This is a genomic window from Streptomyces sp. NBC_00597, from assembly GCF_041431095.1.
Taxonomy (GTDB): Bacteria; Actinomycetota; Actinomycetes; order Streptomycetales; family Streptomycetaceae; genus Streptomyces.
On the sequence record NZ_CP107757.1, the window covers coordinates 752,441 to 776,912 of the forward strand.

Below are 24,472 nucleotides of genomic sequence, written 5' to 3' on the forward strand. Positions count from 1 at the left end.
GGGGTCAAGCTGGAGGCATGAGCGACGACCGGCCGGGTCAGCGCAGTACGGAGCTGCGCCTGGCCCTCGCGATGCGCGGCGGGGTCAGTCTCGCCGTATGGATGGGCGGGGCCTGTTGCGAGACGGCGGCCCTCCGTGCGGCGGCCCGGCAGGACCCGGCCCCGGAATCGGGCCTCTACGCGGGGCTGCTGGAAACCTGCGGGTACGAGGACGTCGACGTCGACGTCCTCGTCGGGACCAGCGCCGGGGGGCTCAACGGCGTACTGCTGGCCTGTCACCTCGTCTACGGGATGCCCTTCGGGCGGGGCGTGCGCGACGTGTGGCTGCGCCTGGGCGACCTCGAAGGGTTGCTGCGCCGCTCGACGCCCTTCCACGTGCCGGCCTCGCTGATGCGCGGCGACGAGGTCTTCTACAAGGAGCTTCGCGGCTCGATCGGCCGGCTCCTCGACGAGGCCCCGCCCGACTGGGAGCCCCCGGCCTCGCTGCGGCTCATCCTGACCGCCACGCGGCTGCGTCCCCGCCGGGACCGGGTGCGGCCCACCCTCGGTCGGCCGCTCCTCGTCGGCCGCTCGAACGCCTACTTCCGCTTCCGTCACCGCGGAGCCCTCACGGACTTCCCCGACGACGTCACCGGCGCGGCCCGGGAGGCGGCGCTGAACCGGCTCGCGTACGCGGCCCGCACCTCTTCCTCGTTCCCGGGAGCCTTCGAGCCCGCCCGGGTGTACGTAGGCAACGGCGCGCAGCCCGTCGAGGACCCGCCCCGCGTGGACATGCGCGGTGTCAGCAGCGAGACCGGCCACCCCGACGACAACCTGAACGGCTGCGTCGAGCTCGTCGACGGCGGGTTGCTGGACAACATCCCCGTCGCCTGGGCGGTACGGGCCGTCGCCGGGTCCCCGGTGGCCCGCAAGACCGACCGTTGGCTGCTGTTCCTCCAGCCCGTCCCGCCGTTCCCGCCGCCCCCCGAGCCCGGCACCAGCCGCCGGGTGACCCGGCTGGTGCGGATGGCCGCGAAGTCCCTGGCGGTGAAGGCCGGCTCCGAGTCCCTGCGCGACGACGCACTCGAACTGCGCGCAGCCGAAGCCGCGGCCCAGCAGAAGCGGGCCGCCTCCGGGGTGATGCCGCTGACCCTCGTCGAGCTGTACGACACGGCGATGGCCCGGCAGGGGGCGTACGCCCGTTCGGTGGGCCGGGCGGAGGCGCTGCGGCTCGTCCGGCTGCTGGAGGACCCGGCGGACGTGACCGGCCCGGACGCGCTGCCGCTGCCCGCGGGCCCGGGGCCGCTGGAGGCGTTGGACGAGAGCGCGGGGGAGGGTTCGACCGCCCTGTTCGCGCGGTTGCGCCGGGCGTCGGAGGGCCTCGCGGTGGTGCCCGGCGCGCTGCCCGGACCGGGGTACTCCCCGCTGGTCCCGGCGCGTACCGTACAGCTGCTCATGGACTGGCTGCGGGCGTACGAGTCCCGGACCGGGCCGGTGGACACGGAACTGGTGGAGGCGTACCGCACGCGGCTGTTCGCGTGCCGCGCCGCCGTGGCCGCCTTGAGCGCCGCCCGGGACCGGCTGCTGCTCGGCCGCTACCGGGCCGCCCTGTCCCTGGGACTGGTCCCCACCGACGCCACGGCGCCCTTCCACGAGGCGACCCGGCTGCTGGGCGCCCTCATGCCGCCGGTGCCCCCGCCCGGGGCCGGCCCCGCACGGTGGGAGACCTGGGCGGCGAACCTCGCGACGGCCGTCACCGGCGGTTCCCTGCCGGACGTCCCCCCGCCCGGCCCCGGTGGTCCCGGCCCGGGCCCCGGCCCCGAGCCCGTACCCGAGGGCTTCGGGCTCCTGTGGGAGCGGCTGGCGGAACTGGGCGCGGAGATCGGCCTGAACCTGATCCCCGACGTGGACGGCTACGAGGCGCTCCACCAGGCCGCGGGCGGCACCGGCCCACCGATGGCCGAGGCGCTGGCGTACGCCGAGGTGCTGCTCGGCCCGCTGCGCCCGGACCCGCTGGCCGAGGTCGCGGACATCGACTTCCACACCGTTTCGGCGGCCGACACCAGCTGGGCCACGCGCAGGGTGCTGCCGCAGGTGGCCCAGAACTCCCCGAAGGACATGGTCAGGGCCAAGCTGAGCGGCAACCAGCTGAACAACTTCGCCGCGTTCCTCAGCGCCCGCTGGCGAATGAGTGACTGGACCTGGGGCCGGCTCGACGGGGCCTCCTCCCTCGTGTCGGTCGTCGCCACCGACGAGCGCCTGCACGACGCGTTCAGCGACACCGCCGACCTCACGGAGCTCGGCGAGGAGATCGCCGGGGAGATGGCGCTCGGCCCGGTGTTCACCGAGCTCTGGGCGCAGGACGTCACCCAGCGGCCCGGCGTCGCGCGCTGGGACCGGGTGCGGGACGTACTGACCGCCGTGCGCCAGCACGAGATCCTCCGGGAGGAGCTGCCCTTCCTCGCCGAGCTGCACCGCAAGGGCTTCCGGGGCGGCAACCGGCCCCCCGACGCCCCGCTGAACCCACCGGGCCTGGCCACACCGGCCGAGTTCGACGCCGCGCTGGACTCCTTCGCCCAGGTCGGCGCCGAGGAGGTCGGCGTGCTGCTGCGGGCCCGGGACCCGCGCCGGGCGGCCCTGCGGACCGGGCTGCTCGCCTGGCCGGCGCTCCAGCCCAGCGGCAAGGCGGGGGCCCGCCTGGTACAGGGCGTCCTCGGCGTGCTCAAACCCCTGGTCTACCTGCCGGTCCTGGCCGGCGCGGTGGCACCGCTGCCCGCGCTGTGCGCGGCCGTACTGATGTGGACGGGCATCGCCTTCGTCACCGGGTACTGGTCCTCGCTCCTCGGCCACGTCCCGGTCTGCGTATACGCGATGGTCGCGCTGGTGGCGCTCGTCCGGCAGCGGATCCGCCCGGCCGGGCTGCGCGGCCCCGCGCTCCTGATCGCGGCGGCCGGGCCGCCCGTCGCCCTCTGGCAGCTGCGCGGCCTGCACGCGCCGGACGTCGGCGACGGCGCCCGCACGCTGATCGTCGGGGCCGCCTTCGCCCTCGCGGCCGCTGCCCTGCTGTACGTCGGCACGGACCGGTGGCGGCTGCTGCCGGGCGCCGCCGCGATCGGGGGAGCGATCGCCGCCCTCATCCAGTTCGGCCGCCCCGCGCTCGGCGGCTGGTGGGGCGCCCTCGCCCTCTACGCCGTCCTCTTCTGGGTCACCTTCGTCCTGCCCTGGCTGTACCCGAGGCCGCGGCCCGCACCGGACTGAGCAGCGCTCCGCGCCGATGGCTCGGATAGGGTGAATCGGTAGGAATCGGACCCCCCGGGGTGAGGTCGGTGCGGTGGACACATACCAGTCGACGAGCGAGGTCCCGGATCAGCCGGCCGCGGCTGTCGGATACGCCGGTGTGCTCAGCGAACTGCTACCCATCGCCCTGTGGCGGGAGGACGCGGACGGCATCATCGTCGAATGGTCCCTCGCCGCCCAGGACCTGCTCGGCCACCGTCCCGAGGACATCATCGGCCTCCCCGGCAGCTCCGTACTCGTCCCCGACGCCAACCGGACGCTCGCGGACGACCTGACCCGGCGCGTCCAGGCCGGTGAGACGGTCGTCGGCACGCTCCCCGTGCGCCACCGCGACGGGCAACGCGTACCCATGGAGATGTGGATCGTCCCCGCCGCCGACCCGCAGGGCCGCACGGGCGCCATGCTGATCGCCGTGGAGACCTCCGAGGTCCTGCGCATGCGGGACTCGCTCGCGGCCCTCCAGAGCCTGTTCACCCAGTCGCCGATCGGACTCGCCACCCTGGGCCCCGACCTGCGCTTCCTGCGCGTCAACGACGCACTCGCCCGGATGAACGGAGTCTCCGCCGCGGCCCACCTCGGCAAACGCCTCACCGAGGTCGTGCCCGGCGTCAACGCCGTCGCGCTCGAAGCGACGATGCAGCAGGTCATGGAGCGGGGAACCGCGGTCGTCGACGTCCGCCGCACCGGCCGGACCGCCTCCGACCCCCATCACGACCACACCTGGTCCTGCTCGTACGCACCGCTCCTCGACGGCTCCGGCCGCGCGCTCGGCGTGATCGCCTCCCTCATCGACATCACCGAGAGCCAGCGCGCCCAGGCCGAGGCCGAGCGGGCCCGCCGGCGCTTCGCCCTCCTCGCCGAGGCCGGCACCCGCATCGGCACCACCCTCGACCTCAGCCAGACCGCCCGGGAGATCGTGCAGGTCCTCGTCCCCCGATTGGCCGACTCGGCCGACGTGCAGCTGCTGGAGACCGTCCTCGCGCCCGACGACGCCGCGGCCACCCACCGGGGCGTGCTCCGCCGCATCGCCGTCGAGTTCCCCGACCCGGGCGCCCCCACCGCCCGGCTGGCACCCGGCCAGACCTTCCAGATCCCGGCCGACTCGGTCTACGAACGGGTCATCGGCGAGGGAAGGCCCATGAACCTGTACAGCTCCGACGTCAACGCGCTGCTCCCCGACCCGCGCGCCGCGGAGCTGCGCGCCTACCTCGCCACCCTCGGCTCCGCCCGGCTGATCCCGCTCGTCGCCCGCGGCACCGTCCTCGGCGCGGTCACCGTGACCCGGGTCCGCGAACGCGAGCCGTTCGACGCGCAGGACTGCGTGCTCCTCGACGAGGTCGTCGCCCGCGCGGCCCTCAACATCGACAACGCCCGCATGTACACCAACCAGCGGCGCGCCGCCCTCACCCTCCAGCGCAGCCTCACCAACAGCGCCCTGCCCCGGGTCACCGGCCTCGAACTCACCGGCCGCTACCTGCCCGCCAGCGACCACGACGTCGGCGGCGACTGGTTCGACGTCATCCAGCTGCCCGGCGGCCGCACCGGCCTGGTCATCGGCGACGTCATGGGCCACGGCATCCACGCCGCCGCCGTCATGGGACAGCTGCGCACCGCCGTGCGCACCCTCGCCCGCCACGGCGTCCCCCCGACCCAGCTGCTGCGCTCGCTCGACTCGGCGGTCGCCGACCTGGGCGAGGACGAGATGGCGACCTGCGTCTACGCCGTCCACGACCCGGCGACGGGTGGCTGCGTCATCGCCCGCGCCGGCCACCCGCCGCCGGCCGTGGTCACCGCCCGCGGCGAGGTCACCTTCCTCGACGGCCCGCCCGGCACCCCCCTGGGTACCGGCGGCCGCGAGTTCCGCACCGAGGAGGTCGCCCTGCCGCCCGGGAGCCTGCTCGTGCTCTACACCGACGGCCTCATCGAGGCCCGCGACCGCGACCTCGACCAGGGCATGGCCCAGCTCGGGTGGGCGCTGCGCGACGCCGGGCGGCCCCTGGACGGACTGTGCGACGACATCCTGGCCCACCTGCTGCCCGGAGCCCCGCAGGACGACGTGGCGGTCCTGCTGGCCCGCACGGCGGGCCCCCGGACCCGCTGACCCCCCGTAACGGCCGAAGGCTGCTGTACGGGCCGCAGCGGCTTTCGGCCGCACGGCCGCCGCCGGGCGAATCGTTACGCCGGAGTCCGGGTCACCAGGCCAGGTCCTCCAGGGCCTCCAGGTCCGGGACGGGCACGTCCGGCTCCGGGCCGCCGCTCAGCGGCAGCTCGGCCCAGATGACCTTGCCCCGCTCGATGTACCGGGTGCCCCAGCGTTCGGCGTACTGCGCGACCAGGAACAGACCGCGGCCGCCCTCGTCGGTGGTGGCCGCGTACCGCAGGTGCGGCGAGGTGCTGCTGCCGTCGGAGACCTCGCAGATGAGGCTGCGGTCGCGCAGCAACCGCACCCGGATGGGCGCGTTCCCGTACCGGATGGCGTTGGTGATCAGCTCGCTGAGGATGAGCTCGGCCGTGAACGCGATGTCCCCCAGGCCCCAGCCGGCGAGCTGCGCGGAGCCCGCGTTGCGCACCCGGGAGACGGCCGCCGGGTCGGGGGGCACGTCCCACTCCGCGATCCGGTCCGCCTCCAGTCGCCGGGTGTCCGCGATCAGCAGGGCGATGTCGTCGCTCGGCGCCGGGAACAGCAGCGTGGCCAGCACGTCGGCACAGGCCTGCTCGGGGCTGCGACCCGGGTGGGAGAGCGTCTCGGCCAGCAGGCCGAGGCCGGTGTCGAAGTCCCGGTCGCGGTCCTCCAGCAGGCCGTCCGTGAACAGCACGAGCCGGCTCGACTCCGGTAGCCGCAGCCGGGTGGCCTCGAAGGGCATGCCGCCCACGCCGAGCGGAAGCCCGACGGGCAGCTCGGGGAACTCCACGCCTCCGTCCGGCCGGACCAGGGCCGGCCCGGGGTGTCCGGCGCTCGCCATCGTGCAGAGCCCGGAGACGGGGTCGTAGACCGCGTACAGGCAGGTCGCGCCGGTGACGCCGGCCGGCTCGCCCGCCCCCTCCCCGGCGTCCCCGGCGGCCCCGGACTCGTTCTGATCGATCCGGTGGATCAGCTCGTCCAGGTGCCCCAGCAGCTCGTCCGGCGGCATGTCCAGGGAGGAGAAGTTGTGCACGGCGGTCCGTAGCCGGCCCATCGTGGCCGCCGCGTGCACCCCGTGCCCGACGACGTCGCCGACGACCAGCGCCACCCGGGCGCCGGCGAGGGGGATCACGTCGAACCAGTCCCCGCCCACCCCGGCCTTCGCGGGCAGGTACCGGAAGGCCACGTCCACGGCGTTCTGGTCCGGCAGCACCCGGGGCAGCAGGCTCTGCTGGAGGGCCACGGCCGTCGCGTGCTCCCGGGTGAAGCGGCGGGCGTTGTCGATGGACACGGCCGCACGGGCCCCCAGCTCCTCGGCGAACGACAGGTCCTCCTCGTCGAAGGCCTCCGGGGTGTCGGCGGCCCGCCAGAAGTTGGCCATGCCGAGGACCACGCCGCGGGCCTGGAGCGGCACCGAGATCAGCGAGTGCAGCCCGTATCCCAGGGCCTGGCGGGTCCCGGGCTCGTCCTGCGCCCGCCAGCCCATCGCCGCCGTCAGATCGGGCGCGAGCACCGCGTGCCCGGCGTCCAGGGCCGCCGCCATCGGAGCCGTCGGCACCTCGAACCGGATGACCTCACCGACCTGCTGCAACGGCTGGTCGGTGCGCACCCCGCTCATCGCCGCCCGGCGCATCTGCGTGTACGTGCCGACGGGCGACGAGGGCTCCTCGCCCTTGAGCACCGGCTCCAGCAGCTCCACCGTGACGAAGTCCGCGAACCGCGGGACGGCCACCTCCGACAGCTCCTCGGCGGTCCGCACCACGTCCAGCGTGGTCCCGATCCGCACCCCCGCGTCGTACAGCAGCTGGAGCCGCTCCCGGGCCACCTCGGCACGCCCGGACAGCGCGGCGAGCTCCGTGGTGTCGCGCAGGGTCATGACACTGCCGGACGGGTGCCCTCCGTACGTTTTGGTCGGCCGGACGTTGACGGCCAGGAGCCGGTCGCCCGCCAGGTGCACCTCGTCCGTCGCCACCCGCCCGGACACCAGTAGCGAAGTGGTGCGCGGATCGAGGCCGAGCTCGCGCACGTGACGCCGCTCGGCGTCCGGCGGCAGGTCCAGCAGCCGCCGCGCCTCGTCATTGGCGAGCAGCAGCCGCTGGTCAGCGCTGATGATCATGACGCCCTCGCGGACCGCGTGCAGGACCGCCTCGTGGTGCTCGTTCATCCGGGCCATCTCGCTCTCGCCCAGGCCCCGGGTCTGGCGCCGCAGCCGCCGGCTGACCAGGGCGGCGCCGCCCGTGCCGAGCAGCAGCGCGCCCGCCGCGGCGCCGAGCAGCAGCGGCAGCTGCCCCTGGACCACTTCGGAGACGTTGGCGACCTCGATCCCGGTGCCGACCAGGCCGACGACCGCCCCGCTCGCGTCCCGTACGGGCACCACGGCACGGACCGCGTCGCTCGGAGAACCCCTGAACACCTCCGTGAAGGGCTGCCCGGCCACGGCGCGCGAGAGGTCACCGGTGGCCCGTTTGCCGATCAGGTCCGGCCGGGAGTCCGTGTAGCGGACCCCGTCGCGCGTCATCACGGCGATGAAGTCGACGCCCGCGGCCCGCCGGGCGGCATCCGCCAGGAACTGCAGCTTGCCCGTCGGATCCGTGGACGTCAGGGCCTCGGGGAGGCCGGGGGCGTGCGCGAACGCCTCGGCGGCCGCGAGCGAGCGGTGGCGCGCATCGCGCTCGGTGTCGTACCGCTCCTGGAACACGAGGGCCAAGGCGGCAGCGGCGATCAGCAGCACCACGATGGCCGCCATGAGCGTGAAGACCTGACCGGCGACGCTGTGGGCCCCCAGGGAGAGGCGCGGCGGCACGCCCGGGTCCCGCCCGGACGGCTGCCGGGGCGGGGATCCCCTGGGTCGACCCAAACGTCCGGTCATGAGCCATTTCTAACACTGTCACCGCGATTTGGGCGGGGCTGCAGGTGGGGAGGCCGCCGCGGTGCGGTACGCGCGGGGGCTGAGGCCGACGTGCGAGGTGAAGTGCTGGCGGAAGGTGACCTCGCTGGCGAAGCCTGCGCGCCGGGCCACCTCCGGCACCGGGTGGTCCGTGCGCTCCAGCAGCTTGCGGGCCTCGTCCAGGCGGTGCCCGAGGAGCCAGCGGTGCGGGGTGGTGCCGGTCGCGGCGACGAAATGGCGGGCGAAGGAGCGCGGCGACATCCCCGCCCAGCGGGCCAGCGTGGCCACCGACAGCGGCTCGTGCAGCCGGCGCAGGGCCTGCTCCCGCACGGCGGCCAGGGCCTCGGCGGTCCGGTCTGCCGCCGGAGTGGGCCGGTCCAGGTACTGGGCGTGTTCGCCGGTGCGGAACGGGCCCGTCACCATGGACCGCGCGATGGCGGCGGCGGCCTCCGCGCCGTGGGCCTGTCGTACGAGGTGCAGGCAGAGGTCGATCCCGGACGCCACCCCGGCGGAAGTCCACAACCCCTCGTCCGCCACGTACAGCGGGGCGTCCTCGACGAGCACGGACGGGTGGCGCGCGGCGAGCTCCGGAGCCAGCGACCAGTGCGTCACGGCCCGGCGGCCGGCCAGCAGGCCCGCCTCCGCGAGGACGAACGCCCCGGCGCACAGCGCGGCGACCGGCACGCCCCGGGCGTGTGCGTCCCGCAGCGCGGCCAGGACCGGCTCGGGCGTCGGGTCGGACGGCACGGCCAGCGCCGGCACGACGACGAGATCGGCCTCCCCGAGCCAGTCGAGCGGCCGGTCGGGGGCCAGGGTGAGCCCGCCGGGAAGGGTGATCGGAGCCGTGTCGACGGCGCACCGGCGCAGCTCGAACCGTGGAACGCCGAGGGCGCTGCGGTCGGGCCCCCAGACCTCGGTGATGACGGCGAGGTCGAAGCTGCGGATGCCGGGCTGGACGACGATGGCGACACGATGCATGCTGCCATCTTGGCAGGATCCCATCGGTTCGGGTCCCCGTTGCCGCTGTCGGCCGGCCCTGCCGCGGAAGATCCTTGAGCCATGACGAAGAACGAAATCGCACTCGCCCCGAACGCCGCACTGCTGGTCATCGACGTCCAGAAGGGCTTCGACGACGCCTCGTACTGGGGTCCGCGCAACAACCCGGCCGCCGAGGCCAACATCGCCGCGCTGATGGACGCCTGGCAGGAGTCCGGCCGCCCGGTGGTCCTCGTCCAGCACGCCTCGCGGACCCCCGGCTCGGTCCTGGCGGCCGACCACCCCGGCCACGCCGTCAAGGACTTCGTGGCGGACCGGGCCGGACAGGAGGCCCTGCTGGTCACCAAGACGGTGAACTCCTCCTTCTACGGCACCCCCGACCTCGCCGCGTGGCTCACCGCCGAGGGCATCGGCCAGCTCGTGGTGTCCGGGATCCAGACCAACATGTGCGTCGAGACCACCGCGCGGATGGCCGGGAACCTCGGCTACGACGTGCTCGTCCCGCTCGACGCCACCCACACCTTCGACCTCGCGGGCCCCGACGGGCTGAGCCTCACGGCCGACGAGCTGGCCACCGCCACCGCCGTCAACCTCCACGGCGGCGGCTTCGCCCGCGTGGTGAGCACCGCTCAGCTGCTCGCCGCTTCCGGGTCCCCGGCCCAGCTCACCGCGTAGTACCGCGGCCGACCGTCCTCCCCGACGAGCCGCATCCCGGCCGCGGCCATGACCCGGTGCGAGGCGGTGTTCTCCCGGTCGGCGTCGCCCGCCGCCCCGCTCGCCCCGTGCGCCCGGGCAGGGCGCGCAGCGCCTCGGCGGGGTGGCCCCGGCCGCGGGCGGCCGGGACCAGCCCGTACCCGACGGTCACCACGCCGGCAGGGTCGGCCGGGCCGTGGAAGCCCGCGCCGCCGATCGTCAGCCCATCGGCCCGCCTGCGGATCTCGTACGCCCCGAACGGTGCGGGGTCCCCGGACCCGGCCAGCACGCCCACCACCCGGGGCACAGGGCCTGGCCAAATCCAGCCCCGCTGGCGCTTCAGGTGCGGTGCCTACGAGGCAGTGGCGCTGGGCGAGCTCCCGGAAGTCCGGCTCAGATTCAGCCCCGCCGGTGTTTGAGGCGCGGGGTTGGGGGCGGAGCCCCGACAACGGCGCCGCGCGGCGCCCCGAAATCCCCCGCCCCGTCCGGTCCCGGGGGCCAGCCCCCACCACCGCCACCGGCACCGGCCACAAACGCCGAGGCCCGGCACCCCGCGCAGGGGGTGCCGGGCCTCGCGCGGCCGACCGGAACGGTCAGAGAACGTCGGCGGCGATGTTCGCCGCCACCCGCTCCAGCAGCGGTCCCGCCTCGGCAATGCACTTCGCCGTGTCCGGCTCGATCTCCGTCAGCGGGTACGCCCGGCGGATGCCCGCCGCCTGCAGCGCCTCGGGCTGGAGCAGCAGCCGCCCGCACACCGCCACGACCTCCTTGCCGGCCGCGCGGGCCGCCGCCGCGACACCGGCCGGGGCCTTGCCGTGCAGGGTCTGCTCGTCGAGCGAGCCCTCACCGGTGATGACCAGCGTCGCCCGCTCCAGCGCCGGGGCGAAGCCCAGCACCTCCAGCATCAGCTCGATGCCGGGCCGGAACGACGCGCCGAGCAGCAGTGCCCCGTACCCGATGCCGCCCGCGCCGCCCGCGCCCGGGGCGGCGGCCAGCCGGCCGGCCTTCTCGCCGATCGACTTCTCCAGCACCACCGCGAAGTGCGCCAGTGCCGCGTCCAGCGTCGCCACGTCCTGCGGGGTCGCCCCCTTCTGCGGGCCGTAGACCGCGGGTGCGCCCTTCGGGCCCGTCAGCGGGTTGTCCACGTCGCTCGCCAGGACGAACTCCACCTCGGCGAAGCGCGGGTCGATCCCGGACAGGTCAGCGGACGCCAGCTCGGCGAGCGCGCCGCCGCCCGGACCGACCGGTTCGCCGTTCGCGTCCAGGAACACCGCACCCAGCGCGGCCAGCATGCCCGCGCCGCCGTCGGTGGTGGCGCTGCCGCCCACGCCGAAGACGATGGTGCGCGCGCCCGCGTCCAGCGCGGCCTTCAGCAGCTCGCCCGAGCCGTACGTGGTCGCCGTCAGCGGGGCGAACACACCCGCCGGCAGCAGCTGCAGCCCGGAAGCCTCCGCCATCTCGACCACGGCGGTGCCGTCCTGGAGCGCGAAAGCGGCCGTGACCTGCTCGCCGAGCGGTCCGGTGACCCGCACTTCCCGGCGTTCGAACCCGGCCGCCACGGCGGCCGCGACCGTGCCGTCGCCGCCGTCCGCGACGGGGAGGGTCTCGACCTCCACGCCGGGCACGGCCTTGCGAAGGCCCGCCGTCACCCGCTCCGCGACCTGAACGGCCGTGAGCGAGCCCTTGAATTTGTCCGCGGCGATGAGCACGCGCGCGGTCTCAGTTACTGCTCCGTTCGTCACCTTGCTAATCCCTTGCTATCGAACAGTGCAGTCGCGCCCCCATGAGCCTATCCGGAGGATCCTCCTATGCCCATGGGTGGCCTGGGTCACGCCCGGCGCGCCATGCCCCTAAATGCGGATATACGCCTGCATAGTGTGGCCGCATGAGCGCGGATTCGCTGGAAGAGACGCGTCCGGATTCCCCCGGTGGGGCCCTGGGGGCCCGGACGGCACCCCGGACCGTGCCGTCGTCACCATCGGTGTGATCGCCGTGCTGGCCGTCGTCGCCTGGGCAGCCCTGGGCAAGGACTCCTTCGACACGGCGTCGAGCACCGCCCTGCACGGGATGCGGGACGCCGTCCGGGCGATGGTCGGCGACGCCCTCACCGAACAGGGCCCGGCCGGCCACCCCCGCAGCGTCGCCGCAACCAGCCGCCGCGCCCGCGAGGCCCCCCCGCCCCGCGGCACCCCGGAGCCCTGATCCCGCCCGCCGGGGCCGCTGGGTAGGGTTGCGGGGTGACCACCACGGATGACTACGCCACGTACATCGCGAGCCTGCCCCGGGTGCTGGCCGGGGCCGCCGCCCTCTACCGGGACGCGGCGGGCCGGGTGCTGCTCGTCGAACCCAACTACCGTGCGGGCTGGGCCCTGCCGGGCGGCACCATCGAGTCGGACCGGGGCGAGTCCCCGCGGGCGGCCGCGCGCCGCGAGAGCGCCGAGGAGATCGGCCTGGACCTGCCGCTCGGCCGGCTGCTCGCCGTCGACTGGACGCTCGGCGAGGGCCGTCCGCCGCTGGTCGCGTACCTCTACGACGGCGGCGTGCTCGACGGGGCGCAGCTCGACTCCATCAAGCTCCAGGAGGAGGAACTGCTCTCCTGGCGGCTGGTCGAGCCCGCCGAACTCACCGCGTACCTCCCCGGATCGCTCGGCCGGCGCACCCAAGAGGCCTACCGGGTCCTGGAGTCCGGCGAGGGCGCCGCGGAACTGGAGAACGGCAGCCGCCCGGTCTCCTCGTGACACCGGACTTACTCGAAGCAGGACAGAATCATCTGATGATCACGATGTACGCCTGGCCCAGCACCGCCGACGGGCCCGACGCGCTGCCCATGGTCCACTTCACCACCGAACAGCAGGAGGGCGGCGAGTTCACCCCCGAGGGGACGCCGGTGTGGCTGTTCGACACCGCGATACGCGACGGCGGCTGGGCCCAGTTCACCGATTTCGAAGGCTGGTCCGTCCCCGCCGCCGGCTGGCAGGCGTTCTACCGCCGCGAGGACGACCTCCTCGCCGTCACCGGCCCCGGCACCTGCGAGGGCTGGTACCAGGGCAACCTCGGCGCCGACGCCGACTGGGTGGCGGCGGCCACCGCCCAGCAGAGCGTGGTGCTGCTCGCCGCCCCCGTCCAGCACCCCTCCCTGTACGGCTACGCGGTGGAGGCGGGCGCCGCGTTCGCGCTGCTCGTCCCCCTCGCACTGGTCTGACGCGGCCCCGCGATCAGAGGGTGGCCGCCCCGGCCTCGAAGGCCAGCAGCTGCACCTTGCGCTCGACTCCGCCCCCGTAACCGGTCATGCTGCCCGAGGCACCGATCACCCGGTGGCACGGCACGATGATGCTGACCGGGTTCTTCCCGTTGGCCAGGCCCACCGCCCGCGAGGCGTTCGGCTTGCCCAGCCTGGCCGCGAGCTCCCCGTACGACCAGGTTGCGCCGTACGGGATCCGTACGAGCTGGTCCCAGACGCTGCGCTGGAACTCGGTGCCCTCCAGCCGGACGGGCACGTCGAACGCGGTGAGCTCCCCGGCGAAGTAGGCGGCCAGCTGCCGCGCCACCTCGGGGAACGGCCCCTCGGTCGCGGCGACGCGCTCCCCGAAGGCCTCCTCGACCGGCCGGTGCCGCTGCCCGGTCATGTACAGGCCGCTGAGGACGCCGTCCGTGGCGACCAGCGTCAGCGGGCCGTAGGGGCTGTCGACGACGGTGTGCTGCTTGGTGCTCATGACGGAAACGCTCCTCAGACGGGCAGGTGGTTGATGGGGTGGGCGTCGGTGGCCCACAGGTACTGCACGGCGTACGCGCGCCAGGGCCGCCAGCCGGCTGCCCGGGCCGTCAGCGCCGCCGGTGTCGACGGCAGCCCGAGCTCCCTCGCGGCCCGCCGGACCCCCAGGTCGGACGGCAGGAAGGCGTCCGGATCGCCCAGCGCCCGCATCGCGATCACCTCGGTCGTCCACGGGCCGAACCCGGGCAGCGCGTTCAGCTGCGCGCGGGCCGCCTCCCAGTCGCTGTCGATGCCGAGCGGGAGGGAGCCGTCGGCCAGGGCGCCGACCAGGGTGGTGAGGGTGGCGCGCCGGCTCGCCGGCAGCGCCAGGGACTCCGGGTCCAGGCCGGCCAGCGCCTGCGGCGAAGGGAACAGGTGGGTCAGCCCGCCCTCGGGGTCGGGGTCGGCCACCCGTTCCCCGTACGAGGCGACCAGTCGGGCGGCGTGCGTGCGGGCCGCGGCCGTGGACACCTGCTGGCCGAGCACCGCCCGTACGGCGAACTCCGCCGCGTCGACCGTACGCGGCACCCGCCGCCCCGGGGCCTTGTCCACCAGCGGCGCCAGCAGCGGGTCGGAGCGCAGTTGCTCGTCGACGGCCTCGGGGTCGGCGTCGAGGTCGAGCATCCAGCGGCAGCGGCTGATGGCGATGGTGAGGTCGCGCAGGTCGGTGAGGGCCAGCTGGCAGGCGATGTGGTCCGGCCGCGGGCTCAGCGCGACGACCCCGGTGCCGTACGGGAGCCGCAGCGTGCGGCGGTAGGCGCCGGAGCGCCACTCCTCGACGCCGGGGACGGCGGTCGCGGCGAGGTGGCCGAAGAGGTTGTCGGGGTTGAGCGGGGCCCGGTAGGGCAGCCGCAGGCTGATCGTGCCGGGCACCTTGGGGACGTGCCGATGGGCCTTTTCGGCCCGCTGGCGCAGCTCGCCGGGGGCGAGGGCGAAGACCTCGCGGACGGTCTCGTTGAAGGTCCGGATCGAGGAGAACCCGGCGGCGAAGGCCACGTCGCCCATCGGCAGCTCGGAGGTCTCGATGAGCAGCCGGGCCGTCTGGGCGCGCTGGGCCCGGGCCAGGGCCAGGGGCCCCGCGCCGAGCTCGGCGTTGAGCTGCCGTTCGACCTGTCGGGTGGAGTACCCGAGCCGTGTCGCCAGCCCGGGCACGCCCTCGCGGTCGACGACGCCGTCCTGGATGAGCCGCATGGCCCGGGCGACGGCGTCGGCGCGGGCGTTCCACTCGGGGGACCCGGGGGAGGTGTCGGGCCGGCACCGCTTGCAGGCCCGGAACCCGGCCTGCTGGCAGGCGGCGGCGCTGGGCAGGAAGGTCATGTTCTCGACCTTGGGCGGGACGGCGGGGCAGCTGGGCCGGCAGTAGATCCGGGTGGTCAGGACAGCGGTGAAGAACCAGCCGTCGAAGCGGGCGTCCTTCGACTGCACGGCCCTGACGCAGCGGTCGGTGTCGGTGTACATGGCTCCAGCATCCTGGCCCGGTGTCGCCGGGGCTGGCGGTTTTCCGACATCAAGCGTAGCCCTCCGGGGGCTGGACGGGGGCCACGGCGGCGGGGGCGGCCGGCGGGGCCGGGGGTCTGCCCCGCCGGCCGCCCCGCCCCCTCCGAGGCTCCCGCACATGCGAAAGGGCCCCCGTGCCTGATCGGCACCGGGGGCCCTTCGGAAGCGGTCCTACGGGAGCTGCGCCGCCCGCGCCTCGCGGCGGTTGTGGCGGAACGTGTTCGCGCGACGGGTCGTCGCGAACAGCGGGATGGTGGCCGCCAGGGCGATCTGCAGCGCGCAGCCCGCCTGGAGCAGCAGCTGACCGCCCGGGGCGTCGAATGCCCAGGCCGCCAGCAGGCCCATGGCCCCGATGATCCAGCTCAGCATCGCCACCGCGAGGACACCCCGCGGCTTCGGGTACTCGACCCGGCTCACCATCAGCCAGGCCACCCCGATGATCGCCAGCAGCGTCGGGACGAACGGCAGCTCCAGCAGCACGATCGAGACGACCGTCAGCGCGCCGAAGGGGCTCGGCATGCCCTGGAACATGCCGTCCTTCATGGTCACGCAGCTGAATCTCGCGAGTCTGAGCACCACGGCCAGCAGCACCACGATCGCGGCCAGCGCGGACATCTTCTGCACCGCGTCGTCGGCGACCATGCCGTACACGAGCACGAAGTACGCGGGAGCCAGGCCGAAGCTGATCAGGTCGGACAGGTTGTCCAGCTCGGCGCCCATCGGAGAGCTGCGCAGCTTGCGGGCCACGATGCCGTCGAAGAGGTCGAAGACCGCGGCGAGCAGCATCAGTATCACCGCCGTCGCAGCGCTGTTGCGGGCCATGCCCGACTCGCCGCTGCCGGTGAGGTGCGGGATGAGGATCCCGGTGGTGGTGAAGTACACCGCCATGAATCCGCAGGTCGCGTTGCCGAGGGTGAGGGTGTCCGCTATCGACAGCCGCAGCGAGAGCGGCATGTCGTCTTCGACGGACTCCTCCTCCGCGGCCTCGGGTACCCACCCACCCGACGGTGTGGTGGGAGTCTCAGGGTCAGTCACGGTCAATTCGGGTCACCCCCGCGGTGGTGGCCTGGCCGACCTCGACCGCGACCTCGACACCCTCGGGGAGGTAGATGTCGACGCGGGAGCCGAAGCGGATCAGACCGATGCGTTCGCCCTGCTCCACCTTGGTACCGGCCGGCAGGTACGGGACGATGCGGCGTGCGACGGCGCCGGCGATCTGCACCATCTCGATGTCGCCGAGCTCGGTGTCGAAGTGCCAGACGACGCGCTCGTTGTTCTCGCTCTCCTTGTTGAACGCCGGGACGAACCCGCCGGGGATGTGCTCCACGGACGTCACCGTGCCCGCGAGGGGCGCGCGGTTGACGTGGACGTTCAGGGGGCTCATGAAGATCGCGACCCGGGTCCGCCCGTCCTTCCACGGCATGATGCTCTGCACCACACCGTCGGCGGGCGAGATGACCCGGCCCTGCGTGATCTCACGCTCGGGGTCGCGGAAGAACCACAGCATGCCCGCCGCGAGAGCGGTGGTGGGCACGGCCACTGCCGCCCAGCGTCCGGACTTGCGGGCCCGGGTGAGGCTGAGCGCAGCGGTGGCGACGGTCGGCAGAAGCCACGGCGATGCTCCGCGTGCGAGACGTCCACCGAGGATGCCGACGCGAGGTGCAGAGGTTTGGCTGTGGGGCATGAATGACCTTCGTAGCGGGTGATTGCCGCGCCGCAAACAGGGGGACGGGACGGCGGCTTTACTGGAATGCTATCGGTTGCACGCAACAACTGGGCAAGCCAGAAGCCGAGTCGATGGCCGCCAGCCAGTGACTGCCAGTGATTCTTTTGCGACGAACCCATGGAGGATCCGCCGCAAAAGGGACTTTCAGCCCTGCAGTCGGTACTCCTCAAGGAGTCGTCGACCGATGATCATTTTCTGGATCTCGGCCGTCCCTTCACCGATCAGCAGCATCGGCGCCTCCCGGTAGAGGCGCTCGATCTCGTACTCCTTGGAGAACCCGTACCCGCCGTGGATGCGGAAGGCGTCCTCCACCACCTCCTTGCAGTATTCGGAGGCGAGGTACTTCGCCATCCCTGCCTCAAGGTCGTTTCGTTCCCCAGAGTCCTTTTTGCGTGCTGCATTGACCATCATGGCATGGGCGGCCTCGACCTTGGTAGCCATCTCGGCCAGCTTGAACTGGATGGCCTGGTGCTCCGCGATCGCCTTGCCGAAAGTGTGACGTTGCTGGGCATAAGAGACACCCAGCTCGAACGCACGCTGAGCGACGCCGCAGCCACGCGCCGCCACGTTCACGCGGCCGACCTCGACGCCGTCCATCATTTGGTAAAACCCTCGGCCGGTCTGGCCGCCGAGGACCCGATTGGCCGGAATGCGCAGTCCATCCATGATGAGCTCGGTCGTGTCGACGCCCTTGTAGCCCATCTTGTCGATCTTGCCGGGGATGGTCAGGCCCGGACGGACCTCACCGAAGCCCGGCTCCTTCTCGACGAGGAAGGTCGTCATCGACTTGTGCGGGGCCGTGCCCTCGGGGTGTCCTTCGTCACTTCGCACGAGGACCGCCACCAGCGTGGAGCTGCCGCCGTTCGTCAGCCACATCTTCTGGCCGTTCAGGACGTACTCGTCGCCGTCCTTGACCGCCTTGGACGTGATGGCCGACACATCGGAGCCCAGGGCCGGCTCGGACATCGAGAACGCGCCGCGCACCTCGCCCAGCGCCATGCGCGGGAGGAAGTGGTCCTTCTGCTCCTGCGTGCCGTGCTGCTTGAGCATGTACGCCACGATGAAGTGGGTGTTGATGATGCCCGAGACGGACATCCAGCCCCGCGCTATCTCCTCCACGCACAGCGCGTAGGTGAGCAGCGACTCACCCAGGCCGCCGTACTCCTCGGGGATCATCAGCCCGAAGAGGCCGAGCTCCTTGAGTCCGTCGACGATCTGCTGCGGGTACTCGTCACGGTGTTCGAGTTCGGTCGCGACCGGGATGATCTCCTTGTCGACGAACTCCCGGACGGTCTTGAGGATCTCCCGCTGGACGTCGGTCAGCCCGGCGGTCTGGGCGAGTCGGGCCATGGCTACTTCCCCTGTTCCTTCAGCTGCGGGCGGCCGGGCTGCTCGCCGCCGCGCTCCTTGATGTACGTCTCGGTCGGGACCATCACCTTGCGCCGGAAGACGCAGACGAGGGTGCCGTCCTGCTTGTAGCCCTTGGTCTCCACGTAGACGATTCCGCGGTCGTTCTTCGACTTGGACGGGGTCTTGTCGAGGACCGTGGTCTCACCGTAGATGGTGTCGCCGTGGAAGGTTGGCGCCACGTGCCGCAGCGATTCGATCTCCAGGTTGGCGATGGCCTTCCCGGAGACGTCCGGCACGGACATGCCGAGCAGCAGCGAGTAGATGTAGTTGCCCACGACCACGTTCTTGCCGAAGTCGGTCGTGTTCTCCGCGTAATTGCTGTCCATGTGGAGCGGGTGGTGATTCATGGTCAGCAGGCAGAAGAGGTGGTCGTCGTACTCGGTGACCGTCTTCCCGGGCCAGTGCTTGTAGACCGCCCCGACCTCGAACTCTTCGTAAGTGCGTCCGAACTGCATGGCCCTACGCCTCCGGGATCTCGAACTTGGTGGTGCGCTGCATGCCCGCGGCACGGCCCTTGCCCGCGATGACCAGGGCCATCTTGCGGCTGGCCTCGTCGATCATCTCGTCGCCGAGCATGGCCGAGCCCTTCTTGCCGCCGGCCTCGGAGGTGCACCAGTCGTACGCGTCGAGGATCAGCTCGGAGTGGTCGTAGTCCTCCTGGGAGGGCGAGAAGACCTCGTTGGCCGCGTCGACCTGGCCCGGGTGCAGCACCCACTTGCCGTCGAAGCCCAGCGCCGCCGCCCGGCCCGCCACCTCGCGGTAGGCGTCCACGTCGCGGATCTGGAGGAAGGGGCCGTCGATCGCCTGGAGGTTGTGCATGCGGGCTGCCATCAGGATCCGCATCAGGATGTAGTGGTAGGCGTCCGCCGGGTAGCCGGGCGGCTGCATGCCCACGACCAGGGACTTCATGTTGATCGAGGCCATGAAGTCTGCCGGGCCGAAGATGATGGTCTCCAGCCGCGGCGAGGCGGCGGCGATCTCGTCGACGTTGACCAGGCCCTTGGCGTTCTCGATCTGCGCCTCGATGCCGATCTTGCCGACCTCGAAGCCCATCGTCTTCTCGATCTGGGTCAGCAGGAGGTCGAGCGCCACGACCTGCTGGGCGTCCTGGACCTTCGGCAGCATGATGCAGTCGAGGTTCTGGCCCGCGCCCTCCACGACGGTGATGACGTCGCGGTACGTCCAGTGCGTGGTCCAGTCGTTGACGCGCACGACCCGGGTCTTGCCGGTCCAGTCGCCGTTGTTCAGCGCGTCCACGATCGTGTGGCGGGCGCCTTCCTTGGCGAGCGGGGCGCAGGCGTCCTCCAGGTCGAGGAAGACCTGGTCGGCCGGCAGGCCCTGGGCCTTCTCCAGGAAGCGCGGGTTCGAGCCCGGCACCGCGAGGCAGGAGCGGCGCGGCCGCAGCCGGTTCACGGGAGACGTGGGCGTGGTCATGCGGGGACCTCCAGAGGGTCGAGCTTGTTCGCTTTCCGGATCTCGTCGACGATACGGCCGATGATCTCCGTGATACCGAAGTCCTTGGGTGTGAAGACGGCGGCGACTCCGGCCGCCTTGAGCGCGATGGCGTCGGCGTTCGGAATGATGCCGCCGAGGACGACGGGTATGTCACCCGCCCCCGCCGTACGGAGGCGTTCCAGCACGTCCGGCACGAGCGCGCTGTGCGAGCCGGACAGGATGGACAGTCCCACGCAGTGCACGTCCTCGGCCAGCGCCGCCGAGGAGATCTCCTCGGGCGTCAGCCGGATGCCCTGGTAGACCACCTCGAACCCGGCGTCGCGGGCCCGTACGGCGATCTGCTCGGCGCCGTTGGAGTGCCCGTCCAGGCCGGGCTTGCCGACCAGCAGGCGCAGCCGGCCGGAGCCCAGGTCCTCGGCGGTCCGGGCGACCTTCTCGCGGACGAGGGCCATCGGCGTGCCCTCTTCCGCGGTGACGGCCACCGGGGCCGAGGAGACCCCGGTCGGGGCGCGGAACTCGCCGAACACCTCGCGCAGGGCGTTCGCCCACTCGCCGGTGGTGACACCGGCCCGGGCGCATTCGAGCGTGGCCTCCATCAGGTTCTCGGTCCCGGCGGCGGCCTCCTTCAGCCGGTCCAGGGCCTGCATCACCGTCGGGAAGACGAACGGGTCGCCGTTCCCCTGCCGCTCCGAGGACTCCTGCCGCTCGGCGCGCCAGCGGCCGATCCGCTCGACCGTCAGTGCCTCCACGGCCCCGTCCACCGTCATGATCGCGCCGTCGAGATCGGCGGTGAGCGGGTTCGGCTCGGTCTGCTCGAAGCAGTTGACGCCGACGATCTTGTCCTCGCCGGCTTCGATGCGGGCGCGGCGCTCGGCGTGCGAGGAGACGAGCTGGGACTTCAGGTACCCGGACTCGACGGCGGCCATCGCGCCGCCCATCTCCTGGATCCGGTCGATCTCGGCCAGGCAGTCGGCGACCAGGGAGTCGACTTTGGCCTCGATGACGTGGGATCCGGCGAAGATGTCCTCGTACTCCAGCAGGTCGCTCTCGTGCGCCAGGACCTGCTGGATGCGCAGCGACCACTGCTGGTCCCAGGGCCGGGGCAGGCCCAGCGCCTCGTTCCAAGCCGGCAGCTGCACGGCGCGGGCCCGGGCGTCCTTGGAGAGGGTCACCGCGAGCATCTCCAGCACGATGCGCTGGACGTTGTTCTCCGGCTGCGCCTCGGTCAGGCCCAGGGAGTTGACCTGGACGCCGTACCGGAAGCGGCGCTGCTTGGGGTTCTCGATGCCGTAGCGCTCGCGGGTGACCTGGTCCCAGATGCGGCCGAAGGCGCGCATCTTGCACATCTCCTCGATGAAGCGGACGCCCGCGTTCACGAAGAACGAGATACGGGCGACCACTTCACCGAAGCGGTCCTCCGGGACCTGGCCCGAGTCGCGCACCGAGTCCAGTACGGCGATCGCGGTCGACATCGCGTACGAGATCTCCTGGACCGGGGTGGCCCCGGCCTCCTGGAGGTGGTACGAGCAGATGTTGATCGGGTTCCACTTCGGGATGTGGTTGACCGTGTACGCGATCATGTCCGTCGTCAGGCGGAGCGAGGGCCCGGGCGGGAAGACGTGCGTCCCGCGCGAGAGGTACTCCTTGACGATGTCGTTCTGCGTGGTGCCCTGGAGCTGGGAGATGTCCGCGCCCTGCTCCTCGGCGGCCACCTGGTAGAGCGCCAGCAGCCACATGGCGGTGGCGTTGATCGTCATCGAGGTGTTCATCTGTTCCAGGGGGATGTCCTGGAACAGCCGCCGCATGTCGCCCAGATGGGAGACCGGGACCCCGACCCGGCCCACCTCGCCGCGGGCGAGGATGTGGTCGGGGTCGTAGCCGGTCTGCGTCGGGAGGTCGAACGCGACCGACAGGCCGGTCTGGCCCTTGGCGAGGTTGCGGCGGTACAGCTCGTTGGACGCCTCGGCCGTGGAGTGGCCGGCGTACGTCCGCATGAGCCACGGACGGTCTTTCTGGCGCTCTGTCATCTCAGGCTGTCCCTCTGGGCCCTCGGACGTCTCAGACGTTGCGGAAGCGGTTGATGGCGTCGATGTGCTGGGCGCGGAGCTCCTGGTTGCGAATGCCCAGGCCCTCCTCGGGGGCGAGCGCGAGGACGCCGACCTTGCCCTGGTGGAGGTTGCGGTGGACGTCGTACGCGGCCTGGCCGGTCTCCTCCAGGGAGTAGACCTTGGACAGCGTCGGGTGGATCTTGCCCTTGGCCACCAGGCGGTTGGCCTCCCAGGCCTCGCGGTAGTTGGCGAAGTGCGAGCCGACGATCCGCTTGAGCGACATCCACAGGTAGCGGTTGTCGTACTCGTGCATGTAGCCCGAGGTCGAGGCGCAGGTGGTGATCGTGCCGCCCTTGCGGGTGACGTAGACGGAGGCGCCGAAGGTCTCGCGGCCGGGGTGCTCGAAGACGATGTCGATGTCCTCGCCGCCGGTCAGCTCGCGGATGCGCTTGCCGAAGCGCTTCCACTCCTTGGGGTCCTGGGTGTGCTCGTCCTTCCAGAACTTGTAGCCCTCGGCGTTGCGGTCGATGACCGCCTCGGCGCCCATCGCGCGGCAGATGTCCGCCTTCTCGGGGGAGGAGACCACGCAGATCGGGTTGGCGCCGCCGGCCAGTGCGAACTGGGTGGCGTACGAGCCGAGGCCGCCGCTGGCGCCCCAGATCAGGACGTTGTCGCCCTGCTTCATGCCGGCGCCGTTGCGGGAGACCAGCTGGCGGTAGGCGGTGGAGTTGACCAGGCCGGGGGAGGCGGCCTCCTCCCAGCTGAGGTGGTCCGGCTTCGGCATCAGCTGGTTGGACTTGACGAGTGCGATCTCCGCCAGGCCGCCGAAGTTGGTCTCGAAGCCCCAGATGCGCTGCTCGGGGTCGAGCATCGTGTCGTTGTGGCCGTCGGAGGACTCCAGCTCGACCGAGAGGCAGTGGGCGACGACCTCGTCGCCGGGCTTCCAGGCGTTGACGCCGGGGCCGGTGCGCAGCACGACGCCCGCGAGGTCCGAGCCGATGACGTGGTACGGGAGGTCGTGGCGCTTGGTGAGCTCCGACAGGCGCCCGTAGCGCTCCAGGAAGCTGAAGGTGGACACCGGCTCGAAGATCGACGTCCACACGGAGTTGTAGTTGACCGACGAGGCCATGACGGCCACGAGGGCCTCGCCCGGGCCGAGCTCCGGCACCGGGACCTGGTCGAGGTGCAGGGACTTGCGCGGGTCCTTCTCACGGGTGGTGAGCCCCGCGAACATCTCCGCCTCGTCCTTGTGCACGGTGATCGCGCGGTACGAGTCGGGGAGCGGCAGGGCCGCGAAGTCGGCGGGCGTAGCGGCCTGCGACTGGATCGCGTCCAGGATGTCCTTCACGGTGTTGCCTCCGGCGAAGCGCTGATGAGGGTGCGCTGAGGGATACGCGGGTGCGCGGTACGGGTGTGGTGTGGTGCTGCGGGTGGTGCGAGATGCCGTCGGTCCGGCGGAGCTGTGGTGCTGGCGACGCCCGTGGTGGGGCGTGCGGTGCCTGGTGACGCAGGCATCCGGGGCGCGGTTCGTGCCGAGTGGGCGTGGACCGCGGGGACATCCGGACGAGATTCAACGTATGGCACCCCGTGTCACTCAGCAAGGCACCGCGTGCCAAAACTTTCTCTCATTTGCCTATTGACCTGCACAGATGAGCGATGATCGATCATTGTTACCGGTGAGTAGGGGCAAGTCGGACAAACAAAAGCGGCCGCCCCCGGAATGGGAGCGGCCACTGTGATGTGCGTGACTCGTGCGTCTACTGCTTGTTTCTCAGCGCTTCCTCGATGGTCCGCATGACCTCGTCCAGCGGGGCGTCCGTCCGGGCCACCGCCACCAGCACCTCGCCCTGCGTACGGACCTCCGCCGGCGCGGCCGGGGCCGGCCCGGTGGTCAGGGTCCGGCCGGCTCCGATCCCCGTGCCGAAGGTCTTGCGCACGATCGAGAAGGCGTGGTCCAGCTGTGCCTCCACGTCCCCCTGGCCCCCCGCCCGCAGCCAGCGCCGCAGCACGTGGTTGTGGGCCGTCACCACCGCCGAAGCGGCCACTTCGGCCAGCAGCGGGTCGTCGTTGCCGTCGTGGTGGTCGGTCTCGTCGAAGTGGGCCAGCAGGTAGCGGGTGAACAGCCGCTCGTACCGGGCCACCGAGGCGATCTCCCGCTCCCGCAGCGCCGGCACCTCGCGGGTCAGCCGGTAGCGCTCCACCGACACCGCCGGCGAGGCGGCGTACATCTTCATGACTTCCTTGATCCCGCGGCACACCGTGTCGAGCGGGTGCTCGTGCGCCGGGGCCACGTCCAGCACCGCCTCGGCCCTGGTCAAGGTGTCGTCGTGGTCCGGGAAGATCGCCTCTTCCTTGGACCGGAAGTGACGGAAGAAGGTCCGGCGCGCCACCCCCGCCGTCGCGGCGATCTCGTCGACCGTCGTCGCCTCGTACCCCTTGGTGGCGAACAGCTCCATCGCGGCGGCGGCGAGCTCCCGCCGCATCTTGAGCCGCTGCGCGGCCGCCTTGGTGCCGGCCGTGCTCTCCGGGTTGTCGGAGGCCGTGGTGGCGCGGGGCGAGGACTTGGCGGGCTGGGACATAGAGCGAAAGTACTTCATTCGCGCGGGTGAGCG

General features: G+C 72.4%; 19 protein-coding genes. 6 read left to right on the plus strand and 13 right to left on the minus strand.

Translation table 11 applies throughout. The annotated features are described in order from the left end of the window. Positions 1 to 17 precede the first annotated feature (17 nt). Both OG974_RS03100 and OG974_RS03105 read left to right on the plus strand, forming a co-directional pair. Positions 18 to 3,236: a DUF3376 domain-containing protein gene (locus OG974_RS03100; protein ID WP_327279407.1), complete on the plus strand. Its 3,219-nt coding sequence runs from the start codon at positions 18 to 20 to the stop codon at positions 3,234 to 3,236. Positions 3,237 to 3,309: 73 nt separating this feature from the next. Next, positions 3,310 to 5,376 carry a SpoIIE family protein phosphatase gene (locus OG974_RS03105; protein WP_328764243.1) on the plus strand — a complete coding sequence of 689 codons (2,067 nt, stop codon included), beginning with the start codon at positions 3,310 to 3,312 and terminating at the stop codon, positions 5,374 to 5,376. Positions 5,377 to 5,467: 91 nt separating this feature from the next. On the opposite strand, the gene OG974_RS03110 is transcribed toward OG974_RS03105, so the two are convergent. Together OG974_RS03110 and OG974_RS03115 are read right to left on the minus strand one after the other, a co-directional pair. Beyond that, complete coding sequence (locus tag OG974_RS03110; protein WP_328764244.1) at positions 5,468 to 8,266, minus strand: SpoIIE family protein phosphatase; 2,799 nt, start codon at positions 8,264 to 8,266, stop codon at positions 5,468 to 5,470. An 18-nt stretch (positions 8,267 to 8,284) separates the two neighbouring features. After that, complete coding sequence (locus tag OG974_RS03115; RefSeq protein WP_328764245.1) at positions 8,285 to 9,262, minus strand: helix-turn-helix domain-containing protein; 978 nt, start codon at positions 9,260 to 9,262, stop codon at positions 8,285 to 8,287. 81 nt (positions 9,263 to 9,343) lie between these two features. Between OG974_RS03115 and OG974_RS03120 the strand changes: the two genes are divergently transcribed. Further along, complete coding sequence (locus OG974_RS03120) at positions 9,344 to 9,955, plus strand: cysteine hydrolase family protein (protein WP_327279411.1); 612 nt, start codon at positions 9,344 to 9,346, stop codon at positions 9,953 to 9,955. Positions 9,956 to 10,566: 611 nt separating this feature from the next. Here the strand turns inward: OG974_RS03120 and OG974_RS03125 are convergent. Then, positions 10,567 to 11,715 carry a glycerate kinase gene (locus OG974_RS03125; protein WP_328764246.1) on the minus strand — a complete coding sequence of 383 codons (1,149 nt, stop codon included), beginning with the start codon at positions 11,713 to 11,715 and terminating at the stop codon, positions 10,567 to 10,569. A gap of 241 nt (positions 11,716 to 11,956) precedes the next feature. On the opposite strand from OG974_RS03125, the gene OG974_RS03130 reads away from it, so the two are divergent. From OG974_RS03130 to OG974_RS03140, 3 genes are read left to right on the plus strand one after another with little or no spacing between them, the layout of a single operon-like run. After that, complete coding sequence (locus tag OG974_RS03130) at positions 11,957 to 12,175, plus strand: hypothetical protein (protein WP_328764247.1); 219 nt, start codon at positions 11,957 to 11,959, stop codon at positions 12,173 to 12,175. Between the two features lie 35 nt (positions 12,176 to 12,210). After that, positions 12,211 to 12,711, plus strand: coding sequence for an NUDIX hydrolase (locus tag OG974_RS03135; RefSeq protein WP_327279413.1), 501 nt, complete (start codon positions 12,211 to 12,213; stop codon positions 12,709 to 12,711). A gap of 35 nt (positions 12,712 to 12,746) precedes the next feature. Then, positions 12,747 to 13,175 carry a hypothetical protein gene (locus OG974_RS03140; protein ID WP_327279414.1) on the plus strand — a complete coding sequence of 143 codons (429 nt, stop codon included), beginning with the start codon at positions 12,747 to 12,749 and terminating at the stop codon, positions 13,173 to 13,175. A gap of 13 nt (positions 13,176 to 13,188) precedes the next feature. Here OG974_RS03140 and OG974_RS03145 read toward each other — a convergent pair whose 3' ends face one another. The 10 genes from OG974_RS03145 to OG974_RS03190 all read right to left on the minus strand — a co-directional run bounded on the left by OG974_RS03145 (position 13,189) and on the right by OG974_RS03190 (position 24,439). Further along, entirely contained in the window at positions 13,189 to 13,686 is a 498-nt protein-coding gene (locus OG974_RS03145; protein ID WP_327279415.1) for a methylated-DNA--[protein]-cysteine S-methyltransferase, read from the minus strand. A 14-nt stretch (positions 13,687 to 13,700) separates the two neighbouring features. Further along, positions 13,701 to 15,182, minus strand: a complete 1,482-nt coding sequence (locus OG974_RS03150; protein WP_328764248.1) for an AlkA N-terminal domain-containing protein — start codon at positions 15,180 to 15,182, stop codon at positions 13,701 to 13,703. A gap of 210 nt (positions 15,183 to 15,392) precedes the next feature. After that, positions 15,393 to 16,175 (minus strand): CDP-diacylglycerol--serine O-phosphatidyltransferase, encoded by a 783-nt coding sequence (gene pssA, locus OG974_RS03155; RefSeq protein ID WP_327285846.1) that lies wholly within the window; start codon positions 16,173 to 16,175, stop codon positions 15,393 to 15,395. 73 nt (positions 16,176 to 16,248) lie between these two features. Next, positions 16,249 to 16,905, minus strand: coding sequence for a phosphatidylserine decarboxylase (locus tag OG974_RS03160; RefSeq protein WP_030868027.1), 657 nt, complete (start codon positions 16,903 to 16,905; stop codon positions 16,249 to 16,251). A gap of 186 nt (positions 16,906 to 17,091) precedes the next feature. Then, a complete protein-coding gene (locus OG974_RS03165; RefSeq protein ID WP_031158096.1) occupies positions 17,092 to 18,297 on the minus strand; it encodes an acyl-CoA dehydrogenase family protein in 1,206 nt (401 codons plus the stop codon). A gap of 2 nt (positions 18,298 to 18,299) precedes the next feature. Continuing rightward, positions 18,300 to 18,812, minus strand: coding sequence for a MaoC family dehydratase (locus OG974_RS03170; protein ID WP_030155134.1), 513 nt, complete (start codon positions 18,810 to 18,812; stop codon positions 18,300 to 18,302). A 4-nt stretch (positions 18,813 to 18,816) separates the two neighbouring features. After that, positions 18,817 to 19,791, minus strand: coding sequence for a CoA ester lyase (locus tag OG974_RS03175; protein ID WP_030292956.1), 975 nt, complete (start codon positions 19,789 to 19,791; stop codon positions 18,817 to 18,819). Beyond that, positions 19,788 to 21,839 (minus strand): protein meaA, encoded by a 2,052-nt coding sequence (locus OG974_RS03180; RefSeq protein ID WP_327279417.1) that lies wholly within the window; start codon positions 21,837 to 21,839, stop codon positions 19,788 to 19,790. Before OG974_RS03180 ends, OG974_RS03175 begins: the two co-directional genes overlap by 4 nt. 31 nt (positions 21,840 to 21,870) lie before the next feature. Continuing rightward, positions 21,871 to 23,208 carry a crotonyl-CoA carboxylase/reductase gene (gene ccrA, locus OG974_RS03185; RefSeq protein ID WP_327279418.1) on the minus strand — a complete coding sequence of 446 codons (1,338 nt, stop codon included), beginning with the start codon at positions 23,206 to 23,208 and terminating at the stop codon, positions 21,871 to 21,873. Between the two features lie 409 nt (positions 23,209 to 23,617). Then, positions 23,618 to 24,439 carry a TetR family transcriptional regulator gene (locus OG974_RS03190; RefSeq protein WP_327279419.1) on the minus strand — a complete coding sequence of 274 codons (822 nt, stop codon included), beginning with the start codon at positions 24,437 to 24,439 and terminating at the stop codon, positions 23,618 to 23,620. Positions 24,440 to 24,472: the final 33 nt, after the last annotated feature.